The organism is Kitasatospora sp. NPDC101176 (assembly GCF_044768035.1).
In the GTDB taxonomy this organism is placed as follows: domain Bacteria; phylum Actinomycetota; class Actinomycetes; order Streptomycetales; family Streptomycetaceae; genus Kitasatospora.
In genome coordinates this window covers 45,665-71,890 of the sequence record NZ_JBIWPA010000036.1, presented here as the reverse complement: position 1 = coordinate 71,890, position 26,226 = coordinate 45,665, and the positions used below count along the sequence as shown (strand labels likewise).

20 protein-coding genes and 2 pseudogenes are annotated in these 26,226 nt (G+C 76.3%); 11 read left to right on the top strand and 11 right to left on the bottom strand.

What is annotated here, in order from left to right:
- Positions 1-58: 58 nt before the first annotated feature.
- The 3 genes from ACIRS1_RS33260 to ACIRS1_RS33250 form a co-directional block, all read right to left on the bottom strand.
- Positions 59-4,642: a hypothetical protein gene (locus ACIRS1_RS33260; RefSeq protein WP_402845880.1), complete on the bottom strand. Its 4,584-nt coding sequence runs from the start codon at positions 4,640-4,642 to the stop codon at positions 59-61.
- 37 nt (positions 4,643-4,679) lie between these two features.
- The gene (locus ACIRS1_RS33255) at positions 4,680-5,555 is read right to left on the bottom strand and encodes a hypothetical protein (protein WP_402845878.1); all 876 of its coding nucleotides are present in this window, start codon (positions 5,553-5,555) and stop codon (positions 4,680-4,682) included.
- A gap of 163 nt (positions 5,556-5,718) precedes the next feature.
- Positions 5,719-7,254 carry a hypothetical protein gene (locus tag ACIRS1_RS33250; protein WP_402845876.1) on the bottom strand — a complete coding sequence of 512 codons (1,536 nt, stop codon included), beginning with the start codon at positions 7,252-7,254 and terminating at the stop codon, positions 5,719-5,721.
- 174 nt (positions 7,255-7,428) lie between these two features.
- Between ACIRS1_RS33250 and ACIRS1_RS33245 the strand changes: the two genes are divergently transcribed.
- From ACIRS1_RS33245 to ACIRS1_RS33225, 5 genes are all read left to right on the top strand, one after another.
- The gene (locus tag ACIRS1_RS33245; RefSeq protein ID WP_402845874.1) at positions 7,429-8,466 is read left to right on the top strand and encodes an IPT/TIG domain-containing protein; all 1,038 of its coding nucleotides are present in this window, start codon (positions 7,429-7,431) and stop codon (positions 8,464-8,466) included.
- A 291-nt stretch (positions 8,467-8,757) separates the two neighbouring features.
- On the top strand, positions 8,758-9,330 hold the full coding sequence (locus ACIRS1_RS33240; RefSeq protein ID WP_402845872.1) for a hypothetical protein: 573 nt from the start codon (positions 8,758-8,760) through the stop codon (positions 9,328-9,330).
- A 132-nt stretch (positions 9,331-9,462) separates the two neighbouring features.
- Positions 9,463-10,239, top strand: a complete 777-nt coding sequence (locus ACIRS1_RS33235; RefSeq protein ID WP_402845870.1) for a LamB/YcsF family protein — start codon at positions 9,463-9,465, stop codon at positions 10,237-10,239.
- Positions 10,236-10,874 (top strand): 5-oxoprolinase subunit PxpB, encoded by a 639-nt coding sequence (pxpB, locus tag ACIRS1_RS33230; protein WP_402845868.1) that lies wholly within the window; start codon positions 10,236-10,238, stop codon positions 10,872-10,874. Before ACIRS1_RS33235 ends, pxpB begins: the two co-directional genes overlap by 4 nt.
- A gap of 15 nt (positions 10,875-10,889) precedes the next feature.
- Complete coding sequence (locus ACIRS1_RS33225; protein WP_402845866.1) at positions 10,890-11,780, top strand: biotin-dependent carboxyltransferase family protein; 891 nt, start codon at positions 10,890-10,892, stop codon at positions 11,778-11,780.
- Between the two features lie 130 nt (positions 11,781-11,910).
- Here the strand turns inward: ACIRS1_RS33225 and ACIRS1_RS33220 are convergent.
- Positions 11,911-12,519, bottom strand: a pseudogene (locus ACIRS1_RS33220) (aminoglycoside phosphotransferase family protein).
- Positions 12,520-12,579: 60 nt separating this feature from the next.
- On the opposite strand from ACIRS1_RS33220, the pseudogene ACIRS1_RS33215 reads away from it, so the two are divergent.
- The 3 genes and pseudogenes from ACIRS1_RS33215 to ACIRS1_RS33205 form a co-directional block, all read left to right on the top strand.
- A pseudogene (locus ACIRS1_RS33215) lies at positions 12,580-12,738 on the top strand (PadR family transcriptional regulator); the annotation flags it as partial.
- 66 nt (positions 12,739-12,804) lie between these two features.
- The gene (locus ACIRS1_RS33210; protein WP_402845864.1) at positions 12,805-13,653 is read left to right on the top strand and encodes a class I SAM-dependent methyltransferase; all 849 of its coding nucleotides are present in this window, start codon (positions 12,805-12,807) and stop codon (positions 13,651-13,653) included.
- Positions 13,654-13,841: 188 nt separating this feature from the next.
- Positions 13,842-14,684: an undecaprenyl-diphosphate phosphatase gene (locus ACIRS1_RS33205; RefSeq protein WP_402845900.1), complete on the top strand. Its 843-nt coding sequence runs from the start codon at positions 13,842-13,844 to the stop codon at positions 14,682-14,684.
- A 251-nt stretch (positions 14,685-14,935) separates the two neighbouring features.
- Here ACIRS1_RS33205 and ACIRS1_RS33200 read toward each other — a convergent pair whose 3' ends face one another.
- On the bottom strand, positions 14,936-16,423 hold the full coding sequence (locus ACIRS1_RS33200; protein WP_402845862.1) for a HEAT repeat domain-containing protein: 1,488 nt from the start codon (positions 16,421-16,423) through the stop codon (positions 14,936-14,938).
- Between the two features lie 288 nt (positions 16,424-16,711).
- On the opposite strand from ACIRS1_RS33200, the gene ACIRS1_RS33195 reads away from it, so the two are divergent.
- Positions 16,712-17,353, top strand: a complete 642-nt coding sequence (locus ACIRS1_RS33195; protein ID WP_402845860.1) for a hypothetical protein — start codon at positions 16,712-16,714, stop codon at positions 17,351-17,353.
- A gap of 142 nt (positions 17,354-17,495) precedes the next feature.
- On the opposite strand, the gene ACIRS1_RS33190 is transcribed toward ACIRS1_RS33195, so the two are convergent.
- Positions 17,496-18,977, bottom strand: coding sequence for a hypothetical protein (locus tag ACIRS1_RS33190; protein ID WP_360218629.1), 1,482 nt, complete (start codon positions 18,975-18,977; stop codon positions 17,496-17,498).
- 470 nt (positions 18,978-19,447) lie between these two features.
- Between ACIRS1_RS33190 and ACIRS1_RS33185 the strand changes: the two genes are divergently transcribed.
- Positions 19,448-20,662, top strand: a complete 1,215-nt coding sequence (locus tag ACIRS1_RS33185) for a phosphotransferase (RefSeq protein ID WP_360218626.1) — start codon at positions 19,448-19,450, stop codon at positions 20,660-20,662.
- A 10-nt stretch (positions 20,663-20,672) separates the two neighbouring features.
- Here ACIRS1_RS33185 and ACIRS1_RS33180 read toward each other — a convergent pair whose 3' ends face one another.
- The 3 genes from ACIRS1_RS33180 to ACIRS1_RS33170 all read right to left on the bottom strand — a co-directional run bounded on the left by ACIRS1_RS33180 (position 20,673) and on the right by ACIRS1_RS33170 (position 24,088).
- The gene (locus ACIRS1_RS33180) at positions 20,673-21,881 is read right to left on the bottom strand and encodes an acyl-CoA dehydrogenase family protein (protein ID WP_402845858.1); all 1,209 of its coding nucleotides are present in this window, start codon (positions 21,879-21,881) and stop codon (positions 20,673-20,675) included.
- Positions 21,882-22,441: 560 nt separating this feature from the next.
- Positions 22,442-22,936, bottom strand: coding sequence for a hypothetical protein (locus ACIRS1_RS33175; RefSeq protein ID WP_402845856.1), 495 nt, complete (start codon positions 22,934-22,936; stop codon positions 22,442-22,444).
- Positions 22,937-23,848: 912 nt separating this feature from the next.
- Positions 23,849-24,088, bottom strand: coding sequence for a DUF397 domain-containing protein (locus ACIRS1_RS33170; RefSeq protein WP_360218712.1), 240 nt, complete (start codon positions 24,086-24,088; stop codon positions 23,849-23,851).
- A gap of 317 nt (positions 24,089-24,405) precedes the next feature.
- Here ACIRS1_RS33170 and ACIRS1_RS33165 point away from each other — a divergent pair, with 317 nt between their 5' ends.
- Entirely contained in the window at positions 24,406-24,942 is a 537-nt protein-coding gene (locus ACIRS1_RS33165) for a PTS-dependent dihydroxyacetone kinase phosphotransferase subunit DhaM (protein WP_402845854.1), read from the top strand.
- Between the two features lie 169 nt (positions 24,943-25,111).
- On the opposite strand, the gene ACIRS1_RS33160 is transcribed toward ACIRS1_RS33165, so the two are convergent.
- Complete coding sequence (locus ACIRS1_RS33160; RefSeq protein WP_360218614.1) at positions 25,112-25,600, bottom strand: NUDIX domain-containing protein; 489 nt, start codon at positions 25,598-25,600, stop codon at positions 25,112-25,114.
- Between the two features lie 26 nt (positions 25,601-25,626).
- Positions 25,627-26,175 carry a sugar transferase gene (locus tag ACIRS1_RS33155; RefSeq protein ID WP_402845851.1) on the bottom strand — a complete coding sequence of 183 codons (549 nt, stop codon included), beginning with the start codon at positions 26,173-26,175 and terminating at the stop codon, positions 25,627-25,629.
- Positions 26,176-26,226: the final 51 nt, after the last annotated feature.

The following is a 26,226-nucleotide window of genomic DNA, read 5'->3' as shown; positions in this document are numbered from 1 at the left end:
CCGGCGCGGACCGGCCGCCGGGCCCGGGCGCCGCCGGGCCCGGACCGGTTCCGGCCGGTCAGGCCTGGGCCGGCACCTCCGCCGGGCGCTTGAACATCCGGGTGGCGGTGATCTCGCCGTGGACGGCCGGGCCGTCCGGGTCCTGCGGCGCGGGCAGGCCCGGGCGCAGGTGCTCCTCGACGGAGATGTACTTGAGGCCGGCCCGCAGGTCGGCGTCGTTGCGCAGCCGGATGACGAGCGGGAACTCGGCGAGCGCCGTGGTGTCGAACAGGCCGGTGGTGTAGATCAGCTGGACGCCGAGCGCGTCGGCCACCGCCCGCTGGAGCTCCAGCAGGTAGGTGGCGTTGGCACGCCCGATCGGGTTGTCCAGGAAGAGCGTTCCGGCGTGCCGCAGCTGGGACTGGCCGCGGTCGTTGGCGCGCAGCGCCGCCATCGTGCAGTAGAGCGCGATGGCCGCGGTGAGCAGCTGACCGCCGGAGAACACGTCGGACATCTGGCCGACGCCGACCCGCTCGGCGCGCAGCACCGCGTCGGGCTTGAGGATCTCGACGCTGACGCCCTTGGGGCCGATCGCGGCGGCGACCCCGCGCAGCAGCAGCGACATGCCGTCGCGGCGCAGGTCGCTGTTCTTCCCGACGGCCGCGCGGGTGGCCTCGTCGATGACCTCGCCGAGGCGCTCGACCAGGGTGGCGTGGTCCGGATCCTCGAAGCGGATCCGCAGGAACTCCTGGCCGGACCACTCGCCGAGGCCCTCGGGGAGGCGGGACAGCCGCTGGGCGGCGCGCAGGGTGGTGAGCGAGGACTCGACCAGGCCGCGCAGCCGGTCCACGATCGACCCGCGGTTGCGTTCCAGCTGGGCGAGTTCGTCGGTGAGCACCCGCAGCCGGGGGGCGAAGGCGGCGGCCCAGCTGGCGGCGTGCTCGGGCAGCGCAGCGGCGGGCAGTTCGCGGATCTGCTGGCGGGCGGGGGTGCGGACGGCCTCGTAGCGGGCCGCGTTGGCGTGCCGGACGAGGGCGTCGGAGGCGTCCCGGACGGCGAGTTCGGCGGAGGACAGCTCGCCGGCCGCGGTGCGCAGGGCGCGGCGGGCCTCGGCGGCGGTGCTGCGGGCCTCGGGCAGCGAGCCGAGGTGCGGCTCGACGGGCCGGCCGTCGTCCTCCTGGTGTTCGCGCAGGCCGTCGCGCAGCTGGCCGGCGAGTTCGTCGAAGTCCGCGGCGGCGGCCTGGGCCGCGTCGAAGGTGCGCTGGAGGTCGGCGTGCGCGGTGCGGGCGGCGTCCAGCGCCTCCCGGCGTTCGGCGAGCCGGCCGGTGGCGGTGCGCAGCAGGGCCTGGGCGTGCTCCGGGTCGGTGGGGACGAGGTCCTCGGGCAGTTCGGTGTGCGCCTCGCCGTCGGCGGGGGCGGAGCGCTCGGCCTCGCCGCGCAGCCGGCCGAGCTGCTCGCTGGCGGCGGCGGAGCGGGCCTCGATGGTGGCGACCAGGTCCTCGGCGCGGGCCGCGGCGGCCTGGCGGGCCGGTCCGTCGGCGCCGTCGGGGCTGCCGAGGAGCTCCTCGGCGCGGGTGCGGACCTTGTTGGTGAGGCGGTCGAGTTCGGTCGCGGCGGCGGCCTCGTCGCCCTCGGCGCGGGCCTGTTCGGCGCGCAGGTCGGCGCCGACGCCGACCTTCTCGTACAGCTGGGAGGCGGCGCGGTAGGCCTCGCGCAGGGCGGGCAGGGCGGCGGGCGCGGCGTCGGCGGGCTCGTCGGTCTGCTCGGCCGCGGGGATCTCGGCGCGCTCGGCGCGCAGGGTCCGGGCGGTGCGCCGGGCGTCGTCGGCGGCGCGCTGGGCGGCGCGGCGGTCCTCGTCGCAGGTGCGGGCGCGCTCGGCGCAGACGGCCTGGCGGCGGTCGCACTCGGCGGCGTCCTCGGCGAGTTCGCGCTGGCGGCGGGCCCAGGTCGGGCGTTCGCGCAGCCGGAAGGCCAGGCCGGAGAGGGCGTCGGCGCGGCGCCGGGCGCGCTGGGCGCTCTCCCGGTGCTCCTCGTGGGCGGCGGCGGCGACGGCGTGGTCGGTCTCGGCCTCGTCGTGGTCGGTGCGCAGGGTGGCGAGGGCGGCGGCGGCCTGCTCGGCGTGCTCACGGGCGGCCCCGGCGGCAGCGGCGAGCTCGGCGAGCGTGCCGGGCGGGCAGGAGGCGTGCCAGGAGGCGAGGCGGGCGGCAAGGGCCCGGTCGGCGCCGAGGCGGGCGGCGAGTTCGCGGATGTGCTCCTCGCGGGCGCCGGCCCGGGCGCGCAGCTCGCGGCGCTCGCCGTCCGCGGCGGACTCGTCGTGCATGGCCGGGTTCGGCGGCACCAGGAAGAAGGCGGGCTGGTCGGTGATCGGGGCGATCAGCGAGGCCGCGGCGCCGACCGCGACGGTGGAGCGGGGCAGCAGGGCGGCGGCCTGCAGGGCCTCGCGGGCGCGCTCCAGCGAGCTCGGGTCGGTGACCACGACGCCGTCGACGAGTTCGGGCCGGGCGGCGAGGATCGCCTCGTGGTCGGCCGGGTCGACGGACTGGGCGAGGTAGCGCCAGCCGGGCAGGGCGGGGATGCCGTGCTCGGCGAGGTACTCGACGGTGGCCAGGACGTCCGGGCCGGGCGGCAGCAGGCCGCCGTCACCGAGGGCGGCGAGGATGCGGGAGTCGTCGGCGGCGGCGGTGCGCAGGTCGAACAGGGTGCGCTCGGCGGTGGCGATGGACTCGTCGAGGAGTTCGCGCAGGTACTCGGCGTTGCGGTCCAGGACGTCGGGGGTGAGGAAGCCGGCGTCCTCCTCGACGCCCGGGCCGTCCTCGTTCCACTCGGTGGGGGCGGGCGTCAGGGAGAGCAGGTCGGCGAGGCGCTGCTCGGTGGCGAGCAGGGCGGCGGTGCGCCGTTCGGCGGCGAGCGCCCGGTCGGCGGCCCGGCGGGCGTCCCCGGCGCGTTCCGCGGCGAGCTCGGCGCGGCCGGTGGCGGCGGCGGCCTCGCGCAGCCGGGTGGCGCCGGCCTCGGCGGCGGCGCGGGCCTGCGCGAGGGCGGCGCCGGCGGCCTTCTCGACGTCGGCGGCGTGCAGCGCGGCGCGGGCCGGATCGACGTCACCGTCGGCGTCGATGAAGCCGGCCTCGACGGCGGCTGCGGTCTCCTGTTCGACCTCCGCGAGGCGCTGGCGCAGGTGCTCGGCCTCGCTGCGGGCCTTCTGGGCCGCGGTGGCGGCCTCGGTGGCGTCGGTCTGGGCCTTGGCGCCGTCCTCCTGGAGCTCCCCGGCGCGCTGCTCCTCGGTGTCGGCGCGGCCTTCGGCGGCCGCGGCGGCGGCCTCCAGGGCGCGGGCCAGGGCGGTGGCGGCGCGGGCGCGGGCGGCGAGGGCGGGGGCGGCGTCGAGTTCGGCCTCGCGGATGGCGACGGCGACCCGGGCGACCCGGTCGGCCGCGGCGCGCTGGCGCAGCACGGCCTCGGCGGCCTGCCAGGCGGAGTGCAGGGTGCGGGCCTCGATGAGTTCGCGGCGCAGCGCGGCGGCCTCGGTGGTGGCCGCGGCGAGGCCCAGGGTGGCGTGCCGGTGGGTGAGTTCGGCGGTGATCAGGGTGTGCCGGGTGCGGTCGGCCTCGGCGGCGGTGACGGCGCCCGCGGCGGCGGCGACCTCGATGGCGAGGTCCTGGGCGCGGTCGCGTTCGGCGGCGGCGCGGGAGGTGAGCGCGTGGGCGAGGCGGCGGGTGCGGCGCTCGGCGGTGCGGTGCGCCTCCCGGACGGTCTCGCGGGCGCCGGTGGCCTCGACGATGCGTTCCAGGAGGTCCAGCGAGCCGGCGGTGAAGTCGCGTTCGGCGGTGAGTTCGGCGCGGCGGCCGAGCTTGGCGGCGAAGCCGTGGACGAGGTCGGCGAGGCCGTCGGTGTCGCGGGTGTCGGTGACGGCGCGCAGCAGCAGGTCGGTGAAGTCGCTGTCGTGCTTGACCGCGAAGAGGCCGGCGGCCTCGCCCTCGTCGGCGTTCATCTCGCGCTGGTAGCGGAAGAGTTCGGGGTCGAGGCCGAGCTCGCCGAGGTGTTCCGTCCAGCGGTCGTGGCCGTCCTCGAAGACCAGGTCGAGGTGGGGGTGGGCCTTGCCGGCCTCGGTGAGGGCGTCGCGGAAGCCCTTCATGGTGCGGCGGCGGCCGCGGACCTTCTGGTCACCGGCCAGGCTGACCCGTTCGGCGACCGGCAGCGAGTCCAGGGTGAGGCCCGGGCCGGGGCGGAAGGAGTACCAGGTCTCGGCGAACTTGCGCGGGTCGGAGGAGACCTGGCGGCCGCGCCACTCGCTGACCTTGCCGACCACGATCAGCTCGCCGGTGACGGTGTGCTGCCACTCCAGGGCGACGTGGCCGCAGTCGTCGGCGAGCAGGAACTTGCGCAGCACGCCGGAGCTGGCGCCGCCGAGGGTGTTGCGGTGGCCGGGGAGCATGACCGAGAAGATCAGCTTGAGCAGGACGGACTTGCCGCCGCCGTTCTCCAGGAAGAGCACGCCGGCCGGGGCGGGGCGGCGGACCGGGCCGTCGGTGTCCTCGCCGAAGAGGCCGATCTGCTGGGGGGCCGGGTCGGCGACGGGCTCGCCGACGCCGCGCAGGTCGAGCACCGTGTCGGCGTATCGGGCGCCGGCCGGTCCGATCGAGTAGAGGCGGACCCGGTTGAGCTCGTACATGTGCGGCGGTTCTCCGTGAGGGTGGTGGGAGGGGGCGTCAGAGCGAGTGGAACGGCAGGCCGGCGTCGGCGACCAGCTCGTCGCCGGTGTCCGGGGGCAGCAGGCTGGCGGTGCCGTCGGAGACGGGGACGACGCCGAGGTCGAGCAGTTCGGCCATCGCCGCGCTGCCGGCCAGGTCGCGGACCTGGAGCTGGTAGCGGGCGGTGGTGCGGTAGGTGCCGCCGGCGTCGTCGGCGACCTTCTGCAGGAAGCCGGAGTCGACCAGGAACATCACGGCCTTGGCGACGATGCCGGTGGTCGAGCCGGAGAGCCGGCGGGCGTCCTTGGTGGCGCCGGTGGCGGTGCGCCGGGCCCACACCCGCCAGGCGGCCTCCAGGCCGGGGGCGTCGGACTGCGGGTCGGTGTTGGCGCCCTCCGCGTCGGCCTGCTCCTCGAGGCGGCGGCAGGCCTGGCGGACGAAGGCGTCGACGCCGTTGACGGTGATCCGGCCGAGGTAGCCGTCGTCGGCGAGGTCCTCGGGGCGGGGGAAGGCCATCGCGGCGACGGCGAGGTGGGCCAGGCCGTGCAGGAACCGGTCGGTGGACTCGGAGGCGGCGCGGCGCGAGTAGTCGCCCATCCGGACGGCGAACAGCGAGTCCTCGGCGGCGGCGACGGCCATGCCGGCGCGCGCCGAGACCTCCAGGACGACCAGGCCCATGCCGGTCGCGACGGCGTCGGCGAGCCGGGCGAACGGCGGGTCCTCGCGGTGGCGGCGGACGAGTTCGGCGTACTCGGCGTCGCGGGCGGGGAGCAGCTTGGCCTGCAGGCCGAAGGAGACCAGCCGGGCGGCGTCGGCGACGTCGGCGGGGGTGATCGGCGTGGGGGCCGCGGGTTCGGTCTCGGCCGCCCAGGACGTGTCGTGGTGGGTCGTCACGGGCGGTGCTCCTCGCGGGTGGTGCGTCGGGTACGGGCGGTGCATCGGGTTCGGGTGGTGCGTCGGGTTCGGGTGGTGCGTCGGGTTCCGGGACGGGGAGCCGTCGCCGAGTCGGTCCGGGGCTCGGGCGGCGGGGCCTGGGCGGTCGACGGGGGCCGGCCGCTCAGCCGGCGTCCTTGCGGTCGGCGGCCATGCCGGCCGCGTCCAGCAGGGCGCTGCCGACGATCAGGTCGGCGCCGCCGAACTCCTCGTCCTGCAGCGGGGTGCCGTCGTCCACGGCGAACAGCAGCCGCTCCTCGCCCTGGCGGTAGGCGGTGCCGACCGGCGGGCTGGCGGCGTGGACGGCGAGCAGGGCGACCAGGTAGGGCAGCTCGCGGTCCTGTTCGCGGGCCTCGGCGAGCAGGCCGGAGAGCCGGCGCGGGGCGTCGGCGGGCAGGTCCAGCAGGACCAGGGCCGCCTCCAGCTGGGCTTCGGAGAAGCGGCTGTCGTCCGGGGTGGCGACGAGGTCCGGGTCGGGCAGTTCGGCGCCGAGGTGCTCCCGCTCGACCGGCGGGGTGAGCAGCAGGTCGACCAGGTCGGCGACCCGGACGGAGGCGGGGGTGCGCAGGCCGGTGCCGCGGGCGAAGAAGGCGTCGGTGGGGCGGACGGCCTGTTCGAGCGGCAGCCGCAGCACGGGGGCGAGCAGCTGGCCGTAGAGGTCGATGCCGCTGCGGGCGCCCGGGGTGGCGAAGGCCTGCCGGTCCTGTTCGGCGCGGAACAGCGGGCCGGCCTCCAGCAGCCGGGTCTGCAGCTGGGTGTGGCGGCGGATGCAGTCCTTGACGATGTCGACGAGCTCGGCGGCGCGGCGCTTGTGCTCCGGCTCCTCGGCTTCGTCGCGGGCCTTGCGGATGTTGGTGAGAATCGCGTTCTCGTGCCGGTAGCGGTCGGCGATGTGGTCCAGCGCCTCGTCGATGAGGTCGGGGACGGCGCGCATCCAGTCGACGGCGCGGACGTTGCGGCGGGTGGCGTCGAGGGCGCGGCGCAGCGTCTCGGCGTACTGGACGGTGCGGTAGCGGGCCTGCTCGGCGGCGAGCTGGGCGTCGGCCAGCCGGCCGCGGCGGATCAGCACCTCCAGCTTGACCTCGGCGGCGATCTGGGCCGAGGTGACGTCGGTGTCGAGCGCGCCGACGAGGACGTTCACCGCCTCGTCGGTGGTGCGCAGGTAGACGCCGCCGTCGGGGCCGGGCACCTCCTCGATCAGCTTGAAGTCGTAGTCGCGCCGGACGTACTCGCCGTCCGCCCCGAAGGTGCCGTAGACGGCGCGGAAGCCGCGGTCCACGCTGCCGACGTTGATCAGCGACTCCAGCACCCAGCGGGCGACCCGCTCGTGCTCGGCGCCGGGCCGGCCGACGGCCTGGGCGGCGACCCTGGGCAGCAGCCGGCCGAGCACTATGTCGCGGTCGGCGCCGGTGTCGAAGTCCATGTGCAGGGTGACCAGGTCGATCGCGGCGAGGCCGACCTCGGCCATCGCGTAGCCGCCGTACTCACCGGCCAGGTTGACCTTGCGGTTGTCCAGGTCGTGCAGCGGGGCGGTGCAGGCCAGCGCCTTGAGCCGGCGGGCCAGGCCCTCGTCGGCGGCGGGGCCGGGCGCGGGCCGGGCGGCGGGCCCGGCGGGCGGCCGGGTGCCGTGCTCGGTGGGCGGGTCAGCGATGGCGGTCACGGTGGACAAGATTAGAGGTTCGCACCGACATCGACCGAAACGAGCCTTGCGGGCGGGCGCAGCGGCAGGCCACGGGTGGCGCGCAGAGCCAATTCGGAACGGGATTTCGCCATTCTCGAACCGGCATTCGAGAAAACCGTGAGGGCGGCGCGGTAGTTCGGTGATGATCGACCTATGATCACCCGACTGGCAAAAGTGGGCCTCGCCGCCGCGCTGTCCGTGACCACCCTCGCCGCCGGCGCCGCCGGTGCCACCGCCGCCCCGGCCGCCGTCCGCTCGGCCTCGGCCCAGCACGTCACCGTGTCGCAGGCGGGCAACTACCCGATCTTCGCGCACGACAGCACCAACTTCTCCGTCACCTGGACCTCGGCCGGTACCGCCGACCTCACCGGTCCCACCCACCTCACCGTCGACCTGCCGCCCGGCGTCACCACCAGCGGCGCGGCCTTCTACAACACCCCGTACGACTACACCTTCACCGAGACCGTCTCGCCCGACGGCCGGCACCTGGAGGCCGTCTTCACCGGCACCCGCAAGCCGGGCGTCAGCAACTTCATGAAGGTCTACGTCGCCACCAACGGGACGGCGCCGGCCACCGGCCCGATCACCGTGACGGTCGGCAACCCCAACGACACCGACCCGACCGGCCACGTGTCGACCTACCTGCTCGGCACCGGCCCGCAGCCGCCGACCACCCAGGCCGCCCCCGCCGTCACCGGCCTCGGCACCACCACCGGTCCGGGCGCGGGCGGCACCGCCGTCACCGTCAACGGCAGCAACCTGGCGCACGGCATGGTGCTGGTCGGCGGCGTCCCGGCGGCCGGCGGCTGCACCGACACCGCGTGCACGGTGACCACCCCGGGCGGTTCCGGCAGCGTGCCCGTCTCGGTGGTCACGCCCGGCGGCACGGCCACCGCGCCGGTCACCTTCGACTACACGGGCGCCCCGCCCCCGCCGCCGGCCGCCCCGGCGGTCACCAACCTGACCACCACCAGCGGCCCGGCCGCCGGCGGTACCCAGGTCTACGTCCAGGGGAGCAACCTGACCTACGGGACGGTCGCGTTCGGCGGGGTGCCGGCCGCGCACGTCTCCTGCGGACCGTCCTTCTGCTCGGCCACCGCGCCGGCTGCGGCGGGGCCCGGTCCGGTGGGCGTCACGGTGACCACGGCGGGCGGCACCAGCGCCCCGGTGACCTACACGTACACCGCGTAGCCGCGGCGACCGCCTCCCCCGGTGCCCGGGCGCTTCGGCGTCCGGGCACCGTCGCGTCCGGGGCCGGCCGGTCGGCGGTCGGCAGCCGTCGGCGGTCGGCAGCCGGTCGGGGGTGGGCAGCCGGTCGGGGGTGGGCGCCCTGCGGCGGGCCCGCGGTCCGGGTCGGCGGGACGCCGGGACCCTTCCGCGGGGCGCGGGGTCGAGTTGAACGCGTTCAAATCGAAGGTCTAGAGTCGGTTCCGCGCAGTCGGGACAAGGCCCCGTCTGCCCTTCGACCTGGAGGTTCGCACCATGGAGAGCGAGCGGGACCGCGACACGGACCGCGCGACGGGCACCGCGCCGGGCACCGAGACCGCGGCGACACTGCGGCGGGTCCGGCGGTGGCTCCGGACCTTCGTGGTCTGCCTGGTGCTGAGCGGCCTGACGGCCTTCCCCCTGGTGGCCGAGACCCGCTGGCTGGCCGACCTCGCGAGCGGACCGGCCGCCCCGCTGGTCGAGCGCGTGCCCGGCGCACTGGACTGGATCGAGCGGGTCCGCACGGGCGTGGCCGAGACCGACGCCCGCTACCCCTTCCTCGCCTACGGCACGGACTGGCTGGCCTTCGCCCACCTGGTCATCGCCGCCGCCTTCTGGGGCCCGATCAAGGACCCGGTCCGCAACGTCTGGGTGATCCGCTGGGCGGTGCTCGCCTGCGGCGCCGTCATCCCGCTGGCCCTGGTCTGCGGCCCGATCCGGGGCATCCCGCTCGCCTGGCGATTCATCGACATGTCGTTCGGGGTCATCGGTGTCATCCCCCTGCTGATCGTGCTGCGGGCCCTACGGCCGCTGGAACGTTCCTTCCGGGGACCGGTGGCCGCGGGCTGAGTCGGAGCCGTCCCGGGGCGTGCGCGGCGGGCCCGCACGCCGGGGCGCCCGCCGGGGGCCCGGGTCACGGGCAACGGCCTTCATCCGCAGGCCCTACCATCTGGCTCAACAGCTGCTGGGAGGCGGACGGGCGTGGCCGATGCGGTGATCGATCTCAATGCGGACCTCGGTGAGGGGTTCGGACGCTGGACGCTGACCGACGACGAGGCGCTGCTGTCCGTGGTGACCAGCGCCAACGTCGCCTGCGGCTTCCACGCGGGGGATCCGTCCACGATGCGCCGGGTCTGCGCGCTGGCCGCCGAACGCGGCGTCCGGATCGGCGCCCAGGTCTCCTACCGCGACCTGGCCGGCTTCGGCCGACGCGCCATGGACGTCCCACCGGAGGAGCTGGCCGACGAGATCGCGTACCAGATCGGCGCCCTCCAGGTCTTCGCCCGGGCCGCCGGCTCCCGGGTCTCCTACGTCAAACCGCACGGCGCCCTCTACAACCGCGTGGTCGCCGACTCGGAACAGGCCGAGGCCGTCGTCGCCGGCGTGCTACGGGCCGGGGCCGTCTGCGACGGGCCGCTGCCGGTGCTCGGCCTGCCCGGCTCGCGGCTGCTCGCCGTCGCCGAGGGCGTCGGACTGCCCGTGGTCACCGAGGCCTTCGCCGACCGGGCGTACACCTGGGCCGGCACCCTCGTCCCGCGCCGCGAGCCCGACGCCGTCGTGCACGACCCCGAAGCGGTGATCACCCGCGCCGTCGGCATCGCCCGGGACTCCTCGGTCGAGGCCGTCGGCGGCGAACGGATCTCCGTGGAGGCCCGCTCCCTGTGCGTGCACGGGGACACCCCCGGCGCCGCACAGCTCGCCTGGCGGATCCGCGGCGCGCTGGCCTCCGCCGGGGTCCGGGTGGAGGCGTTCACGTGACGGCGCCCGCCACGGTGCGCCGGGTCGGCGAGCGGTCCCTGCTGGTCGAGCTCGCCGACGAGGCCGCGGTCGCCGCGCTGTACGGCTGGCTGCGCGAACGGCAGGCCGGCGAGGCGCCCGGCGCACTCGACGCGGTGGAGGAGATCGTGCCCGCCGCCCGCACCGTACTGCTGGACGGCGTGGCCGACATCGACGCGGTGACCGCCCTGCTGCGCACCGCCCGGCCGACGGCCGCGGCCGCGACGAGCGGCCCGCCGGTCGAGGTCCCGACCGTCTACGACGGCGCCGACCTCGCCGAGGTCGCCGCACTGTGGGGGGTGTCCGAGGAGGCCGCCGTCCGGATCCACACCTCGCCCGCGTACGTGGTCGCCTTCTGCGGCTTCGCCCCCGGCTTCGGCTACCTCACCGGCCTGCCGCCGCGGTACGGGGTGCCCCGCCGGGCCACCCCGCGCAGCGCCGTCCCGGCCGGATCGGTCGCTCTGGCCGGCCCGTACACCGGCGTCTACCCGCGCTCCTCCCCCGGCGGGTGGCAGCTGCTCGGGCGGACGGCGCTGACGCTCTGGGACACCGGGCGCGAACCGGCGGCGCTGCTGGCCCCGGGCGTACGGGTGCGGTTCACCGCGGTACGGGCGTAGGGAGGGAGCGGGGACGTGACACGGGCACCGGGGACGGATCCGGCGAACGGGCTCCTGGTGGTGCGGCCCGGGCCGCTGACCACCGTGCAGGACCTCGGGCGGCGCGGTGTCGCCCACCTCGGGGTGCCCCGGGCCGGGGCGCTGGACGAGCCTGCGCTGCGGGCCGCGAACCGGCTGGTCGGCAACGGCCCGGAGGCCGCCGGCCTGGAGACCACGCTCGGCGGGGTCGCGCTGCGCGCCCTCGGGCCGGTGGTCGTCGCCGTCACCGGCGCCCCCGCCCCGGTGCGCGTGGACGGGCGGGCCGCCGCGTGGGGCGCCCCGGTCGCGGTGCCGGCCGGTGCCCTCGTCGAGGTCGGCGCGGCGACCGCCGGCGTGCGCGGATACCTGGCGGTGGCGGGCGGGATCGCCGTCCCGGCGGTCCTCGGCAGCCGCTCGGCGGACCTGCTCTCCGGGCTCGGCCCGGCCCCGCTGACCGCCGGGGACCGGCTGCCCGTCGGCCCTCCCCCGACCCCCGGCGCCCGGCCGGACCTGGTGCCGCTGCCCGCTCCCCCGGCCGAGCTGGTGCTGCGGCTGCGGCTCGGCCCGCGCGCCGACTGGTTCGCACCGGCGGCCGTCACCCGGCTGGGCCGCGACGGGTACCGCGTCGCGGCCGCCAGCAACCGGATCGGCCTGCGCACCGAGGGCCCGGCCGTCGCCCGCGTCCGGACCGGCGAACTCCCCAGCGAGGGAATGGTGCTGGGCGCCGTGCAGATCCCGCCGGACGGACAGCCGGTGGTCTTCCTGGCCGACCACCCGACCACCGGTGGCTACCCCGTGATCGGGGTCGTCCCGACCGCCGACCTGGCCGCCGCCGCCCAGGCCCGGCCCGGCACGCCGCTGCGCTTCGCACCGCTGCGGGAGTGGTGACGCGGGGAGGGTGAGGCAGGAGCGGCGACGCTGGGGGGCTGAGGCAGGAGCGGCGACGCTGGGGGGCTGAGGCAGGAGCGGTGAGGCTGGCGCCGAGACGGGGGCACTGCCGCAGCGGGCGGGGGTCCGGTCAGCGCCCCGACAGCAGCTCCGCGAGGACCCGCTGCCCCGGGTCCAATGCCGCCTCGCCCTGCTCGGCCGCCCACACCGCGTTCTGCAGCACCCGCCCTAGCGTCCAGGCCGCGGCCGCCTGCCGGTCGGACGCCAGCGCCTCGGTCAGGTCGAACCGCCGCCGCAGGGCCCGCCGGACGTCGCCGGTGGCGACCACGGCGTCCCAGCGGTTGCGCAGCACCGGGAGCAGCTCGAAGCCGGGGTGTCCGGCGAGCGGCTTGGGGTCGACGGCCAGCCGGTCGCCGCGGTCCACGCCGCCGAGCGGCGCGAGCACGTTGCCGTGGTGCAGGTCCCAGTGCAGCAGGCGGTCACCGGGTTCGGCGCGGACCTCGCGCAGGGCGGCGGCGCAGTCCGCGAGCAGCCCCCGTTCGACCGGGTCGGCGGGGGCGGCGACCGCGGCCGGGGCCCGGGCGAGCACGTCGTCCGCGACCTCGGCCAGCGTGCGCAGACCCGGCGGAGCCTGACGCTACGTCAGTTTTCGCAGCAGCTCGGCGAGCGCGCGCAGCGCCGCGCGTTCGTCCCGCACGTCGAGCAACGACCGCCCCGCGTCGAGCCGTTCCAGCAGCATCGCCCCGGAGTCCGCCGCGTGGTCGAGGAGCCGGACGGCGCCGCGCCCCGCCCAGGTGCGGCCAGCTTCTTCTACGACGGGGACCGCCCGGTCGGCGCCGAGGAGTTCACCGACCCGTTCCGGCGCGGGCTGCTGCTGATCGCCCGCGCCACCAGCGAGGCCGAACTCGCCTGGCTGCGCGCCGCCCTGGCCGAACTCGAGGGTGCACTGACGGACTGACCGAAACCCGCCCCGGCCGGTCGCCCTCCCCTTCCCCCGCCACGCCGCGCCTGCTCCGATGGCCCGATGGGCAACGGCACGGAGAGCGACGACGGCAGGAACCCGGACGACGACGAGCGGACGAGCGACGTCGGACAGGCCGGCCACGACGGACGGACGGGCCACGACGGGCAGGCGCGCGACGTCGGCACGCAGGCGGGCGACGCGCGGCGCCCGGGGTACGACGGCACCGGCCCCGGCGCGATCACCCCGGACGGCTGCGCGGTCGAGATGTGGTCACTGCTGCCCGTCCGCGACGAGCCCGACGTGATCGGGGCCGCGGTGCCGGCCGGCGCCAGTCTCCTCGAACTGGGCTGCGGAGTCGGCCGGGTGACGCACCCGCTGGCCGACCGGGGCTTCGCCGTGACCGCGGTCGACGAGTCCGCCGAGATGCTGGCGCGGGTGCGCCCGGACGTGCGCACCGTGCGCAGCCCGATCGAGCGGCTGGACCTCGGCGAGCGCTTCGACGTGGTGCTGCTCGGCTCCTTCCTGGTGCACGCGGGCGACCCTGCGGTCCGCCAGGGGCTGTTGGAGACCTGCCGCCGCCACGTCGCCGAGGACGGCTGCGTGCTGGTGCAGCGCGAGGGCGAGGACTGGCACCGCACCGTGCCGCGGGAGCGCCGGCTGGGGGACGGGTGGGGCCGGATCCTCTCCGCCACCCCCGTCGGGGACGGCGTCAACTCCGTGCTCGCCGAGTACGAGTTCCCGGGCGGCCGCTGGACGCAGACCTTCCTGGCCCGTCCGCTCAGCACGGCGGCGTTCGAACAGGCCCTGGCGGAGGCCGGCCTGACGGTCGAGCGCTACCTGACCGCGGACCGCACCTGGGTCCTCGCCAGGCCGTCCACCGAGCCTCCGGAGGGTCCGCCGAACAGGTGAACGGCAAGTCGTCACTTTGACCCCGTACCATCGGCCGCGCGCCGGGCCCGCGCGCGACCCGGGGGACGGGCGGGCACGGTCGTCCGCATGCCGGGGGCGAGCGCCGCGGCATGCCCGTACGCCCGTACCGACCTGCGAGGACCCCACATGTACGACGACCCACGGATACCCCGGACAGGTGTCCGGTGATCGACTGGTTCCACGGGGCCGTGCTCGGCCTGATCCAGGGGCTGACCGAGTTCCTGCCCGTCTCCTCCAGCGCCCACCTGCGGGTCTTCTCCGCCCTCCTGGGCTGGGACGACCCGGGCGCGGCCTTCACCGCCGTGACCCAGCTCGGCACCGAGACCGCGGTGCTGATCTACTTCCGCCGGGACATCGCCGCCATCGTGCGGACCTGGACGCTGTCGCTGTTCCGCCCGGCACTGCGCTCCGAGCCGGACGCCCGGATGGGCTGGTTCGTGATCATCGGCACCCTGCCGATCGGGATCCTCGGCAAGCTGTTCCAGGACACCATCGAGACCCACCTGCGCGACCTGCGGATCATCGGCACCACGCTGATCGTGTTCGGCGTGATCCTGGCCCTCGCCGACCGCACCCGCGCGATCCGGCACGCCCGGCCGATCACCGAGCTGACCCTGCCCCATGCGGGCGTCTACGGCCTGGCCCAGGCGCTCGCGCTGATCCCCGGGGTGTCCCGCTCCGGCGGCACGATCAGCGCGGGCCTGCTGCTCGGCTACAGCCGGGAGGCGGCGGCCCGCTACTCCTTCCTGCTGGCGATCCCGGCGGTGCTGGCCTCGGGGACGCTGGAGCTGTTCAAGATCGGCGAGGGGCCGGCCCCGGCCTGGGGGCCGACCGTCCTGGCCACCCTGATCGCGTTCGCGGTCGGCTACGCGGCGATCGCCTGGTTCCTCAAGTACATCTCGCACCACAGCTTCCTGCCGTTCGTGGTCTACCGGGTGCTGCTCGGCGTCCTGATCATCGGACTGGTGGCCGGCGGCATCCTGGCCCCGGACGCGGGCGTGGTGAAGTAGAACGGCGTTTCAGAAAAGCACCCGGGAGCGACCCGCGGGCGACCGAACGGGAACGGCCGCGGAGGCCCGGGCGCGGCGGAGGGGGGCCACCGGCACCCGCACCCGCACCCGCACCCGCACCCGCACCCGCACCCGCACCCGCACCCGCACCCGCACCCGCACCCGCACCCGCACCCGCACCCGCACCGGGAACGACCGTGGGCCGGACACCGTTTCAAGGTGTCCGGCCCACGGCCCGTAGGACCGGGTGGCTAACCGGCGGTCAGCCGGCCGCGGACGGCGGCGTGGACCTCGGCCTCCTCGGCCGGGTCGGCGGCGAGCCGGCGCAGGCGCTCCAGCACGCGCGCGTCGCCCGTGGTGGCGACGTGGCGCGCGGCGAGCTCGCGGGTGGACTCCTCGCAGTCCCAGAGGCACTCGACGGCGGGGCCCTCCGGGAAGTGCACGTCGGTCGCGGCGAGCGCCCGGGCGGCGCGACCGCGCAGCTCCGAGGAGGCGGCCTCGCCGTAGATGTGGCGCAGGACGGGCACGGCGTCGGCGGCGGCCAGCCGCCCCGCACCGTCGACCAGCGACCCGAGCCCGGTACCGCTGACCCCGCGCACCGAGATCCAGCGGCGCAGCCCGTCGACGACCAGCGGCGCGTCGGCCGGCTCCCCGGCGTCGGCGAGCAGCTTGACGGCGGCCTCGCCGAGCGCGCTGTCGGCGCCGCCGGTGGCCGGGTCGGCCCAGCGGCGGGCCTGCGCCAGCACCTCGGGGCCGCGCATCCGGCCGAGCAGTTCCAGGGCGGCGCGCACGACCCGGTCGTCCACGTCGGCGGCGGCGGCCTCGATCAGCTCGACGGCGGCCGGGTCCCGCTGGTCGACGAGGTAGCGCAGGGCCGCCCGGCGGGCGCCGGGCAGGCCGTCGCGGGCGGTCTCCAGCAGGAGGGGGCGGTCCTCGGGCCGGACCACGGCGGTCAGGCAGCGGGCGGCCGCGGCGGCGCGGCGGTCCACGGCGTCGGGGGCGGACGGGTCGGCGGCGGGCTCGGGCCGGCCCTCGGGGCGGCCGAGGAAGGCGCCGGCGCCGAGGCCGCCGAGGTCGCCCTGGTCGGCCCAGGCCAGCACGTCGGCGGTCGACCAGCCCGGGGTCACGCCGCCGCGGTTGAGCTGGCGCTGCCAGAGGTCGAAGGGGGACTGCTCGCTGGCCGCGGCCACTCTCGGGTGGTAGGCCGCCCACAGCCGCCAGGGCCGGGGCTCGTACGCGTTGCGGATGAACTCGCGCAGCTCGGCGTCGCCCTCGGGGCCCGGCGCGAAGTGGTCCAGCACCGCGGTGCCGAGCAGCAGCAGGCCGCGGTCGTCGTCGCGCAGCGCGAGCTCGTCGAGGGCCCAGGACCAGTTCGCGCCGGTGGCGGCGTACTCGCGCAGCATCAGCAGCGCGTCGCGCCGGCCGTACGCGGCGAGGTGGCCCAGGACGGAGAGGGCGAGGCCGGTGCGGCTCTCGTCGTCGGTCACGAGGTCCTCGGCGGAGTGGAGGTGGTCCTCGATGCCGTCGAGGGGCGCCTCCAGCTCCATGTAGAGGCGGGCGTAGTAGAGGGAGCGGCTCTCGACCTGCCAGTCGGCTCGCGGATCCCTGGTGACGCACTCCTCCAGCGCGGCGACGGCCTCGGTACGGTCGGCGGCCAGCGCATGGAGCTGCCCGTCACCGCGGCCTCGCTGCAGGAGGCCGAGGAGGCTGGCGCTAGGTGCTATCACTGGCTCGAACATGAGGTCAGCATCCGTTGCGGCGGTCGTAGTGGCAACGGGATTTCCGTCGCCGGGGTCTCTGGTCGGTACTGCGGTGGGCGCCCGGGCGCCGGAATCACCGAAGGTTACCGCCTCGGGCCCCCCGCCGCACACAGGGCGACGAAGGCTCCCGCCAGGGTGGCATATGCCAGAGGAATTTTGCCTGCGTTCTGTCCAAATCGCCCGCAAGGGGCGGGCACGCTGTGCGACAGTCTTCTCACCACCCGAGAGCCCGTGCAGAACGGGCCGCACCCGAGCGATGGGCCGGTCATGAACATGCCCTTAGGCGCCGCCCGCCCGCCGGACACCGCCACGGTGGACGGCGCCCCGGCGGGCACGACGGACCGCACCGCCCACGACGGCGACTCCGGGGACGCGGGCGACGCGGACAGCGGAACGGACGGCAGAGTGGACGGCACGGCACGGGAGCCGTCCGGCCCCGATCTCGGCCAGGAGGACGTTCCCTCCCCCGACGGCGCCGCCCCGGGCGACCCCGCCCCGGACGGTCGCTCCCCCGACGACCGTTCCCAGGACGGTCGATCCCAGGACGGTCGATCCCCCCGCGGTCGCGAGCGCGACACGGGCCGGTGCGATGTCGTCGGCTCGGCCGAGTGGGACCTCATCACCGACCGCGTCCACTGGACCGCCGAGGCGTACCTCCTGCTCGGCTGCGACCCGGGCGACGGACCGCTCAGCCTCGACCGGCTGCCCGACCGCCTCCCCGAGGCCGACCGGCCGCTGCTGCGCCGGATGATGACCGACGCCCTGATCCACGGCCGCACCTCCGCCGGCACCCTGCGGATCCACCGGGGAGGCGGCCGGCCCGCCGACGTCGAGTGCGCGGGCGAGCCCGTCCTCGGCGCGGACGGCACCGTCACCGCCCTGCGCATGCTGCTCCGACCGGCGCGCTGACCCGTCCGGCCGGGCCCGGCCCGCCCTTCCCCGCAGGCCCGCCCTTCCCCCGCAGGCCCGTCCTTCCGCGCAGACCCGGCCGGGAGCCCCGACGGCCGCTCCCGCCGGGGGCCCGCCGGGTGCCCCTCCGACGACGGCCTCCTCAGGACGGCTTCGGCCGGTTCTTGGCGTCCGCCGCCCGCAGCTCCCGCCCCAGCTCGGCCCGCAGCTCGTCCACCAGCGGCAGCCCCCGGTAGCGCGCGGTCAGCCGGTACATCTCGCGCAGCCGGTCCCAGGTCCGGTGCGAGGAGTTCTGGCCGATCAGGTTCATCACCATCTTCGCCTGGAAGTCCGCCGCGTCCGGTTCGCCGGTGAGCCAGTGCACCGAGGCGAGGGTGATCCGGTCGAACAGCGCCGAGCGCAGCTGCCCGGTGCCCTCCCGCAGGGCGATCACCCGTTCCGCGTGCCGCTGCGCCTGCGGGGCCGCCGAGGGGTCGTGCTCGGCCAGCGTCCGCAGCACCAGCGCCTGCATGCCGCGCAGTTCGGCCTCGTCGAAGACCTGCATCCAGGACGGCGGCGGCTCCGGAGCGTCCTCGGCGAACAGGTCCTCGGCCTCGCCGAGCAGCCGCCAGGTGTCCTGCGAGTGCCCGATCGAGGCGTGCGCCCACGCCTCGACGGTGTTGAGCATCGCCCGCGTTCTCGGCAGCACCCGGCCGCCGGCCGCCTTGGCCGCCCCCATCAGGTCGATCGCGTCGTCGGCCCGGCCCAGGTGGACCATCTGCCGCGCGGCCCGCGAGATCGCCTCGCCGGCCCGCGGCCGGTCGCCGGCCTCCTTGGCCGCCTCCGCCGCGATCATGAAGTACCGCTGCGCGGTGGGCTCCAGGCCGACGTCGTGGGACATCCAGCCCGCGAGCACGGCCAGGTTGGCCGCCACCAGCCACAACCGCTGTTCCACGACCGCGGCGTGCCGGTGCGTCAACAGGCCGCCCACCTCGTTGAGCTGACCGACCACCGCCTTGCGCTGCAGCCCGCCGCCGCGGGCCGCGTCCCAGGCCCGGAAGACCTGCACGGAGTGCTCCAGCGACTCCACCTCGTCGAGCCCGACCGGGCCCGCGTCGTACACGTCCACCACCGGGCGGGCACCGCCGGCGGTGATGACCTGGCGCGGTCCGGGCACCGAGGCCGCGTACGCGACGGCGTCCCCGCCCAGCCAGCCCTTCAGGGAGTCGGCGATGACCGTTCCGGCCGTGAGCGCGGCGCCCGCGCCCACCAATCCACGTCGGTTCAGCATGAGGTCCATTCCCGTGAACTCGGTGAGGACCGCGGCCGTTCGATCCGGCGACCATGGCACTGCTGCGGACGGTGCCGCTCCGGACCTGGTTGGCCGGTGTCGTTCCAGACCGAGGTCCTCAGTGGTGACGACACGGCCGAGCCGCTCCGTGAACACGGCCGCCAGCACCCTCGGGACCGGATCGCGGGGGACCTCCCCCTGCTCGATCCAGCGCCGTACCCTCGACGTGTCGGTGGACAGCTGCTGCTGTCCCATCGCGGCACCCCGACGGTTGACCAGCCGTGCGAGTTCGCCCTTCGACCATCCGGTCAGGACGAACAGGTCGGCGAGTCGGGTGTTGGGTCCCCTGCTCAATGAAGCCCCCAGGATCCTCGGCTGGTTCGAGGCTAGAGGCTCGGGCAAGTGCCAGGCGAGCATTCGCCACCGTTCGCCAGGGCCCGCCAGACTACTAAGCCAGTGCACGGCGGGTGTGTTGTAGGGGTGCGCCACCTCGCCCCAGGGTCGGGCGGCGTCCCACCAGCGTCGGGGCAGTCCCCCGTCCGTGGCACGGGACGCCTCCGGTCCTCACCCGAGGGGGTGGCGCGGCCGGGTGGCGCGGGGGCGCCGGGCACGGCCACGGCAGTCCGACCGACCGCATTCCCCAGGGTGCGGACGGGCGGACCGCCGTAGGAGGGGTCCCCGACCCCCGCGTCCGTGCCCGGCGCCCGCGCACCACCCACCGCTCCGAGCCAGGGCCGCCGTCACGCCAGGAAGCACGCGGCACCGGCCCTCCCCGCACCGCGGGGCGCACCCGCCGACGGACAGGAAGGGACCACCCTCACCCCATGTACTCCTCAGCGACGACCCCCACGCCGACCGCGACCCGCACCGCGCTGCGCCCCCCCACCGCAGCCGCCGGCCGTCCCGGCCCCAAGCAGGTGCCCCCGTCGAGCCGCCCGGTGGCTCCGCGCGGCACCGAGGGCCGGTCCACGGACGCCCGGGTCCCGGCCGGCCGTACGGCGCTGGGGCTGCGCGGCCCCGAGACCGCCCCGCCCGCCGGCGGCCGGGTCCCGCTCGCCCGGCAGGCCGACGGCCGGGTGCTGCGCCAGCCGCACCGGCCCGGCCAGGTCGGCGGCCCCGAACGGATCGACCCGTCGGCGCTGCAGACCCCGGCGGTACGGGCCGCCCTGGCGAGCGTCGCGCGGATATGTCCCGCGTTCACCCCGCGCCAGGTGCTGCGCGAGGGGAGCCGCCACATCCTGGTGGCGGGCACCATCGGGCGGGCCCCGGTGGTCGCCAAGTGCCTGGCCCCGCAGGCGGTGCGCAGCGGGCACTTCGAGCAGCTGGTGGCCGACTTCCACCACGAGGTCGCGGTCTACCGGGCGTTCGTCCGGCACCGCCCGCCGGTGCGGCTGCCCCGGCTGGTCGCCGCCGACCACGACCGCTGCGTGCTCGTCATGGAGCGCGTCCCCGGCCGCCCGGCGGCCCGGGAGCGCCACCCCGTCAACGCGCCCACCCCGGGCGAGGTGCGGGCGCTGCTGACCGCCGTCCGGACGCTGAACCTGTGGCGGCCGCCGACCGACGTGTTCCAGCCGCGCATGGACTACCAGTTGGAGGTCGCCCGCTACCACTCGGTGGGCCAGCTCACCGACCGGGACGCCGGCGACCTGCGCGGCCTGCTGCACGGCCTCGGCCACACCCCGCTCCAGCTCTGCCACGGCGACGCCCTGCTCAGCAACATGCTGCTGGCGCCGTCCGGCCCGGTGCTGGTCGACTGGGAGCAGGCCGGCTGGTACCTGCCCGGCTACGACCTGGCGGTGCTGTGGAGCGTGCTCTCCGGCGACACCGCCGCCCGCCGCCAGATCAGCCAACTCGCGCAGAGCGGCGGCACGATGGCCCGGGACGCATTCCTGGTCAACCTGGTGCTGGTGCTGATGCGGGAGATCCGCCTGTACGACGTGCCGGGCGCCGGCGAGGAGCAGCGGATCATGATCCGTCGGCTCTACGACGACGCCGCGCTCGCCCGGCGGGCCGTCCGCGCGGCGGTCGGCACCCGCTGAGGACGGAGTGTCAGGGCCGGCCCCCGCGCTGCAGCGCGGCCCGGCCCGCGGCCTCCAGGACGGCCTCGTCCGGGGCCAGGTGCACCCGGCTGCTGAGCACGTCCCGCAGGTAGCGCTCCAGCGGGTGACGCCGGCTCAGGCCGGGGTTGCCGGTGAGCGCCACCGCCTGCTGGACCGCCGCGGTGGCGGCCCGGGTGGCCAGCAGGTGGGCGGGGCCGGTCCTGGCGACGGCGTCCGGCTCGCCCCGGTCCACCCGGGGCGCCAGGCCCGCCACCAGCTCCTCGGCGCCGATCAGCTGGGCCTCGATCTCGCCGAGGGCGCAGCGGTAGCGCGGCAGGGTGCCGAGCGGCTCGGTCAGGTTGGCCGGAGTCCGCTGGTTGAGGAAGCCGACCAGCCAGGCCTCGGCGGCGCGGGCGACGCCGATCGCCACCGCGGAGAGCGCCAGGTCGTGCCAGGCCCGGGTGAGTTCGGCGGCCCCGGCCTCCTGGGCGTCCGCCCCCGCCGGCCCGTCCGCCTTCGCCGCCGCACCCGACCTCGCGCCCGCCGCACCCGACCTCGCGCCCGCCGCACCCGACCTCGCACCCATCGGCCGCGCCGGACCGAGGCCCAGGGCGAGATCGGCCGGGACCCGGACCCGTTCCAGCACCACGTCGTGGCTGGCGCTGGCCCGCAGACCGAGCTGGTCCCAGGTCGGGTCGATCTCCAGCCCTTCGCTCTCGCCGCGGACCAGGAAGGTCCCGACCCTCGGCTCCGGCTCGTCGGTCCGCGCGGTGACCGCCATCCAGGCCAGCGCCTCGGCACCGGTGCAGTACGTCTTCCGGCCCGTCAACGACCAGCCGTCACCGTCCCGTCGGGCCAGCGTCCCCGGCAGCTCGCCGGGCCGGCCGCCCGGCTCCGCGCTCAGCGTGGTGACCAGCGCGGGCCCGCGCCGGGACTCGACGAGCAGCCGCCGGTAACCCGCGGTCGGCCAGGCCCCGCGGCGGGCCTGCTCGGCGTGCTGGAGCAGCGTGAAGGCCGTCACCACCGCCACCGAGGCGTCCCCGCGCCCGAGTTGGGCGAGCACCCGGACGACGTCGGCGAGCGTGCCGCCCGGCCCGCCGTAGCGCCGGGAGACCGTCAGGGTCAGCAGCCCGGCCTCGTGCACCGCCTCGATGCCCTGGTACGGGAAGGTCGCGTCGCGGTCGTGCTCCTCGGCGCGGGCCGCGAGCAGGTCGACCACCCGGGGCAGGCCGGCGAGGGCGGCGGTGACCGCCGTACGGTCGGGCGCGGCGTCGTCGGAGGCGGAGCTGCCGGTCGCGGCATCGCCGGTCGCGGTCCGGCTGGATGCGGTTCGGCCGGATGCGGGTTGGCCGGATGCGGTTCGGCCGGATGCGGGTTGGCCGGAATCCGACCGTCCCGCCGTGCCCCGCAACGGGGTGGAGGGGCGGTCCGCAGGCGAACGGTCGGCGGTGGTGGTCGTCATGGCGGTGGGGCCTCCGGGCGGCAGCGTGGGCTCGGCAGGTGCGGGCGGCACGCCGGACGGGCGCGCGGTACCGGCGGGCGGCCCCGGAGGTCAGGTCGCGGCCCGCCCCCGGATGGGGCGCCGACCGCACTCGGCCCGGCACCCGCCGCCACGGGGACGAATCCCCCTCAGCGGCCCGGACACACCGCGCTGGCGGTGCGCCGCAGGTCCAGATAGCTGCGGCGGGTCAGCAGCGGGAGACGGCACGACATGTTCGCGACTGTACGAACCGGTGATCGAAACCGTCAAGCGGCGTCCGGGCCCCGGGCAGGGGTCGGTCAGCCCTGCTGGAACATGTCCGCGGGGAGCGGCTTCAGCAGTTGATACAGGTCGTCCGAAATCGGTCGGTCCCAGGACGCGATGGTGACCTGGACGCCGTCGCTGCGCCCGAACTGCGCGCAGAACACCCGCTCCTCGCTGACCTTGACCTTCTTCACGATCAGCAGGTCGTCCCCGAGCATGACCGGGAAGTCCTCGGCCGAGACGAACTCGACCGGCTCGTCGTTCTCCAGCGCCGCGAGCAGCTGCCGCACCTCGAAGGGCACCTCGTCGCCGGTGTCCCGGGCGGGCGAGCCCTCGGGCAGGTTGCCGATGAACATCGCCGGGCCTCTGCCGCCGAACAGGTCGTAGCGCAGGAAAATCCCCTGGCAGGAGCCGTCCGGGCCGGTCATCATGGCCGCACCGAAGTCACCGGGCCAGTCGCCCGGGTCCATCGCGAGCACGTCGAAGTCCGGGCCGGCGGGCTGTCCGGAGCGACGGCGGAGAAAAGACATGGGAACATCGTACGTGCCCGGCACACCACGCTCGCGAGGTGGGTGGGGCACCGGCGGGAGATCGACGCTCAGAGACCAATGTTGACTCTGAGCAACCGTCCGGGCTACGTTCGGTTCAGCACGACAGCCGTTCTGGGTTTCACCCTCCGGGGGGACGGCATGTCGCAACGCGGCCCTACACGCGTATCCCTCACTGTGCACTTTGTCGTGCCGAACTGCCGAGCACCCAGCTTCGTCGTCGCACACAGCACAGCACACAAGCCAACAGTTCCACGTACCACAAGCCAGATCCGCGGGGCCCCGGCCCGTCGCTCCCGTGGATCTGCTCGGGACGCCGCCGCGTGGGGGCGTGCGGGTCCCGAGCAAACGGTGTCGTCACCGAGTCGCTCTCGGCTTCGGCGCCAGCCTCCCGGCGACTGCCGGCCCTTCGTGGGCCGGGACCGGCCGACGCACCCCCGGTGCGCAGGGGATGACTGGGAGGATGGCCTGGCATTGCTGCCGGGCCGCACAGCAGGCGCCGTGTCTGGCCGCGTGGGGGCGGTGGGCACGGCGTCTGCCTGTGCTCATACTCTGAGCTGCGTTTGTCTAACAGTCAACAGAAATTCTGACGGGGCACGCTCAATAGATCATCACTTGTGATGTTCGGGCCCGAAATCACCTGTGGAGCGACCCCCGCCCGGGGGCCGCTCCACAGCCGTCGGACCACGGCCCGGGCGAACGTCGGATGAATCCTTGGCGACGTGGGGCGACCCCTGCGTGACCTCGGGGCGAATCCCGGGTGACGGCGGCGCCGCCGGCGCCGCCCGGGCGCGGACCCTCACCGGGCTCCCGCCAGGCCCTCACCGGGCTCCCGCCAGGCCCTCACCGGGCTTCCGACGGGCCTTCACGGATCCCGGCGGGCCCGACGGACCCTCAGGTGAGGTCGAACTCGCCGTCCCTGGCGCCGAGCACGAAGGCACGCCACTCCCCCGGGGTGAACACCAGCACCGGCCCGTCCTCCTGGCGGCCGTCCCGCATCCCGATGTACCCGTCCACGAACGCGATCTGGACATCCCCCACACCCTGGCTGCTGCACAGCCACGTCGCCCCGGTGAAGTCCACCTTCGGCTTGCCGCTCGGCGCCGGTCCGGGCTGCACGCCGGCCGCCTCCACGTCGATCCCGCTGTTGACTGCCACGATCCGGTCTCCTCCCGACGGCGGTTCCACGTCCAGCCTAGCCACACCCACCCGCCCCGGTCAGCGGGTTGACGAGGACCGCCCCAGCCGGGAACGGGCGCCGCCGGAGGCCCGCTCAACGCGTGTCCCGCCGGGCGCGGGACACCGGAGCTGCCAGAGTGCTCGACAGGGCGCGCACACGCCCCCGCCGGCCGTCCACGGGCCCGGCGACCGACGGCCCGCCCGTACCTCCGCCCGCGCCCCCGTCCGCGCCTCCGCCCGAACCCGCCCACCGAGACCCCCAGGAGCAGCCGATGAGCCGCCGGGACGGCACCCGCGCCGACGTCATCCCCATCTCGGACGCCCCTTCGGCCCACCCCCCGGCGCCCCGCACCCCGCCCTCGCCGGCCACCCTGCCGCGTCCCACCCCCGGCCGGCCCCCCGCGCACGGGCGGGTCGGGGTCGTCCTGGTGTCGCACAGCCAGGAACTGGCCACCGCCGTCCGCTCCGTGGCGCTCGCGCTGACCGGATCCGACACCCCCGCCCCGGTCGCCGCGACCGGAGGGGATCCGGCCGGACCGGGCATCAGCGCCGTCCTGGTCGCCGCCGCCACCCGCCGGGTCGACCAGGGGCACGGCGTGGTGGTGCTGGCCGACCTCGGCAGCGCGGTCACCACGGTCCGCGCGCTGCTCTCCGAGGCCGACGAGCACGGCCTCCCGTTCCCCGTCCGCTTCGCCAACGCCCCGTTCGTCGAGGGGGCGGTGGCCGCCGCCGCGACCGCCACGGCCGGCGGCGACCTCGCCGCCGTGCTGGACGCCGCGGAGGAGGCCTACCGGCAGCACAAGGACTAGGGCAGCCCCAGGGTCCGGCCCCCACCGGGCCGGTGCCACGGCATTCGCCCACGACCCTCTTCCACACGGTGTGACCGGGCCGCTACCATCGGCACGGACGCGGCGCCGGCCCCGGTGCCGTCAGGGGGAAGGGAGGCGGGGATGCCCGGGACCGCCCGCGGCACGCAGGTCAGGGCCGCTCCTTGCCCTCCCACGCGAAGACCGCCGGCCCCTCGCACTCCAGCGCGTGGCGCAGCCGGTCCTGCTCGACGTCGATCATCGGCGGCAGCGCGTCCAGGGGGAACCAGCCGACCTCCAGCGACTCGTCGTCGTTGACCCTCGCCTCACCACCGACCACCCGACACCGGAAGGTCAGCACCAGGTACTGCGCGACGTCGCCGTTCGGGTACGAGACGGGCGGCGGGACGGTGGCGGAGGCGAGCAGCTCGGGCACGACCGTCACCCCGGTCTCCTCCAGGCACTCCCGCACCACGCCGTCGGCGGGCTGCTCCCCCGGCTCGAGGATGCCGCCGACCGGCGCCCACCTGCCGTCGTCGGCCCGCTTGACGAGCAGCACCCGGTCGCGGTCGTCCAGGACGACGGCGACGACGGAGCTCAGCCAGAGCGGGCGGTGGCCCACGAGGGTGCGGAGGTCGGCGAGGAACGCGGGAATGGCCATGCGCCGCAGCCTACCGAGACGGGGCGTCAGGTCGGCGGCACCGCGGGGCCCCCGGGGCGGTGCGCGGGGGGCGGGTCCGGGCGCAGCAGGGCCAGCACCGTCAGCCCGAGGATCCGCAGGTCCAGCCGGAGCGAGCGGTGCTCGACGTACCAGAGGTCGAGTTCGGCCCAGTCCGCGCGGGCGAGCGGCCGGCCGGCCTGGAGCTGGGCCCACCCGGTCAGCCCAGGGCGGACGTCGAGGCGACCGCGCTCGCGGCGGGAGTAGCGGACCACCTGGTCCGGGCGGGCGGGGCGCGGGCCGATCACCCCCATCTCGCCGCGGGCGACGTTCCACAGTCGCGGCAGCTCGTCCAGGCCGGTCCGGCGGAGCAGTGCGCCGAGCCGTCCGCCCGGACCGGTCCTGCGGGTGCGGAACCGGAGCACCTGGAACTCCCGGCCGTGCCGGCCGGCGCGGGTCTGCCTCAGCAGCACCGGGCCGCCGTCGGTGCAGCGGAGCAGCGCGGCGATCGCCAGGGCCAGCGGGAGCGCGACGATCCCCGCCAGGGCGGCGAGGGCGAGGTCCCCACCGCGTCTCATGAGACGGACACGGCGGCGCGCGGTATCGGGCCCGGCTCCCCGCCCATCGTT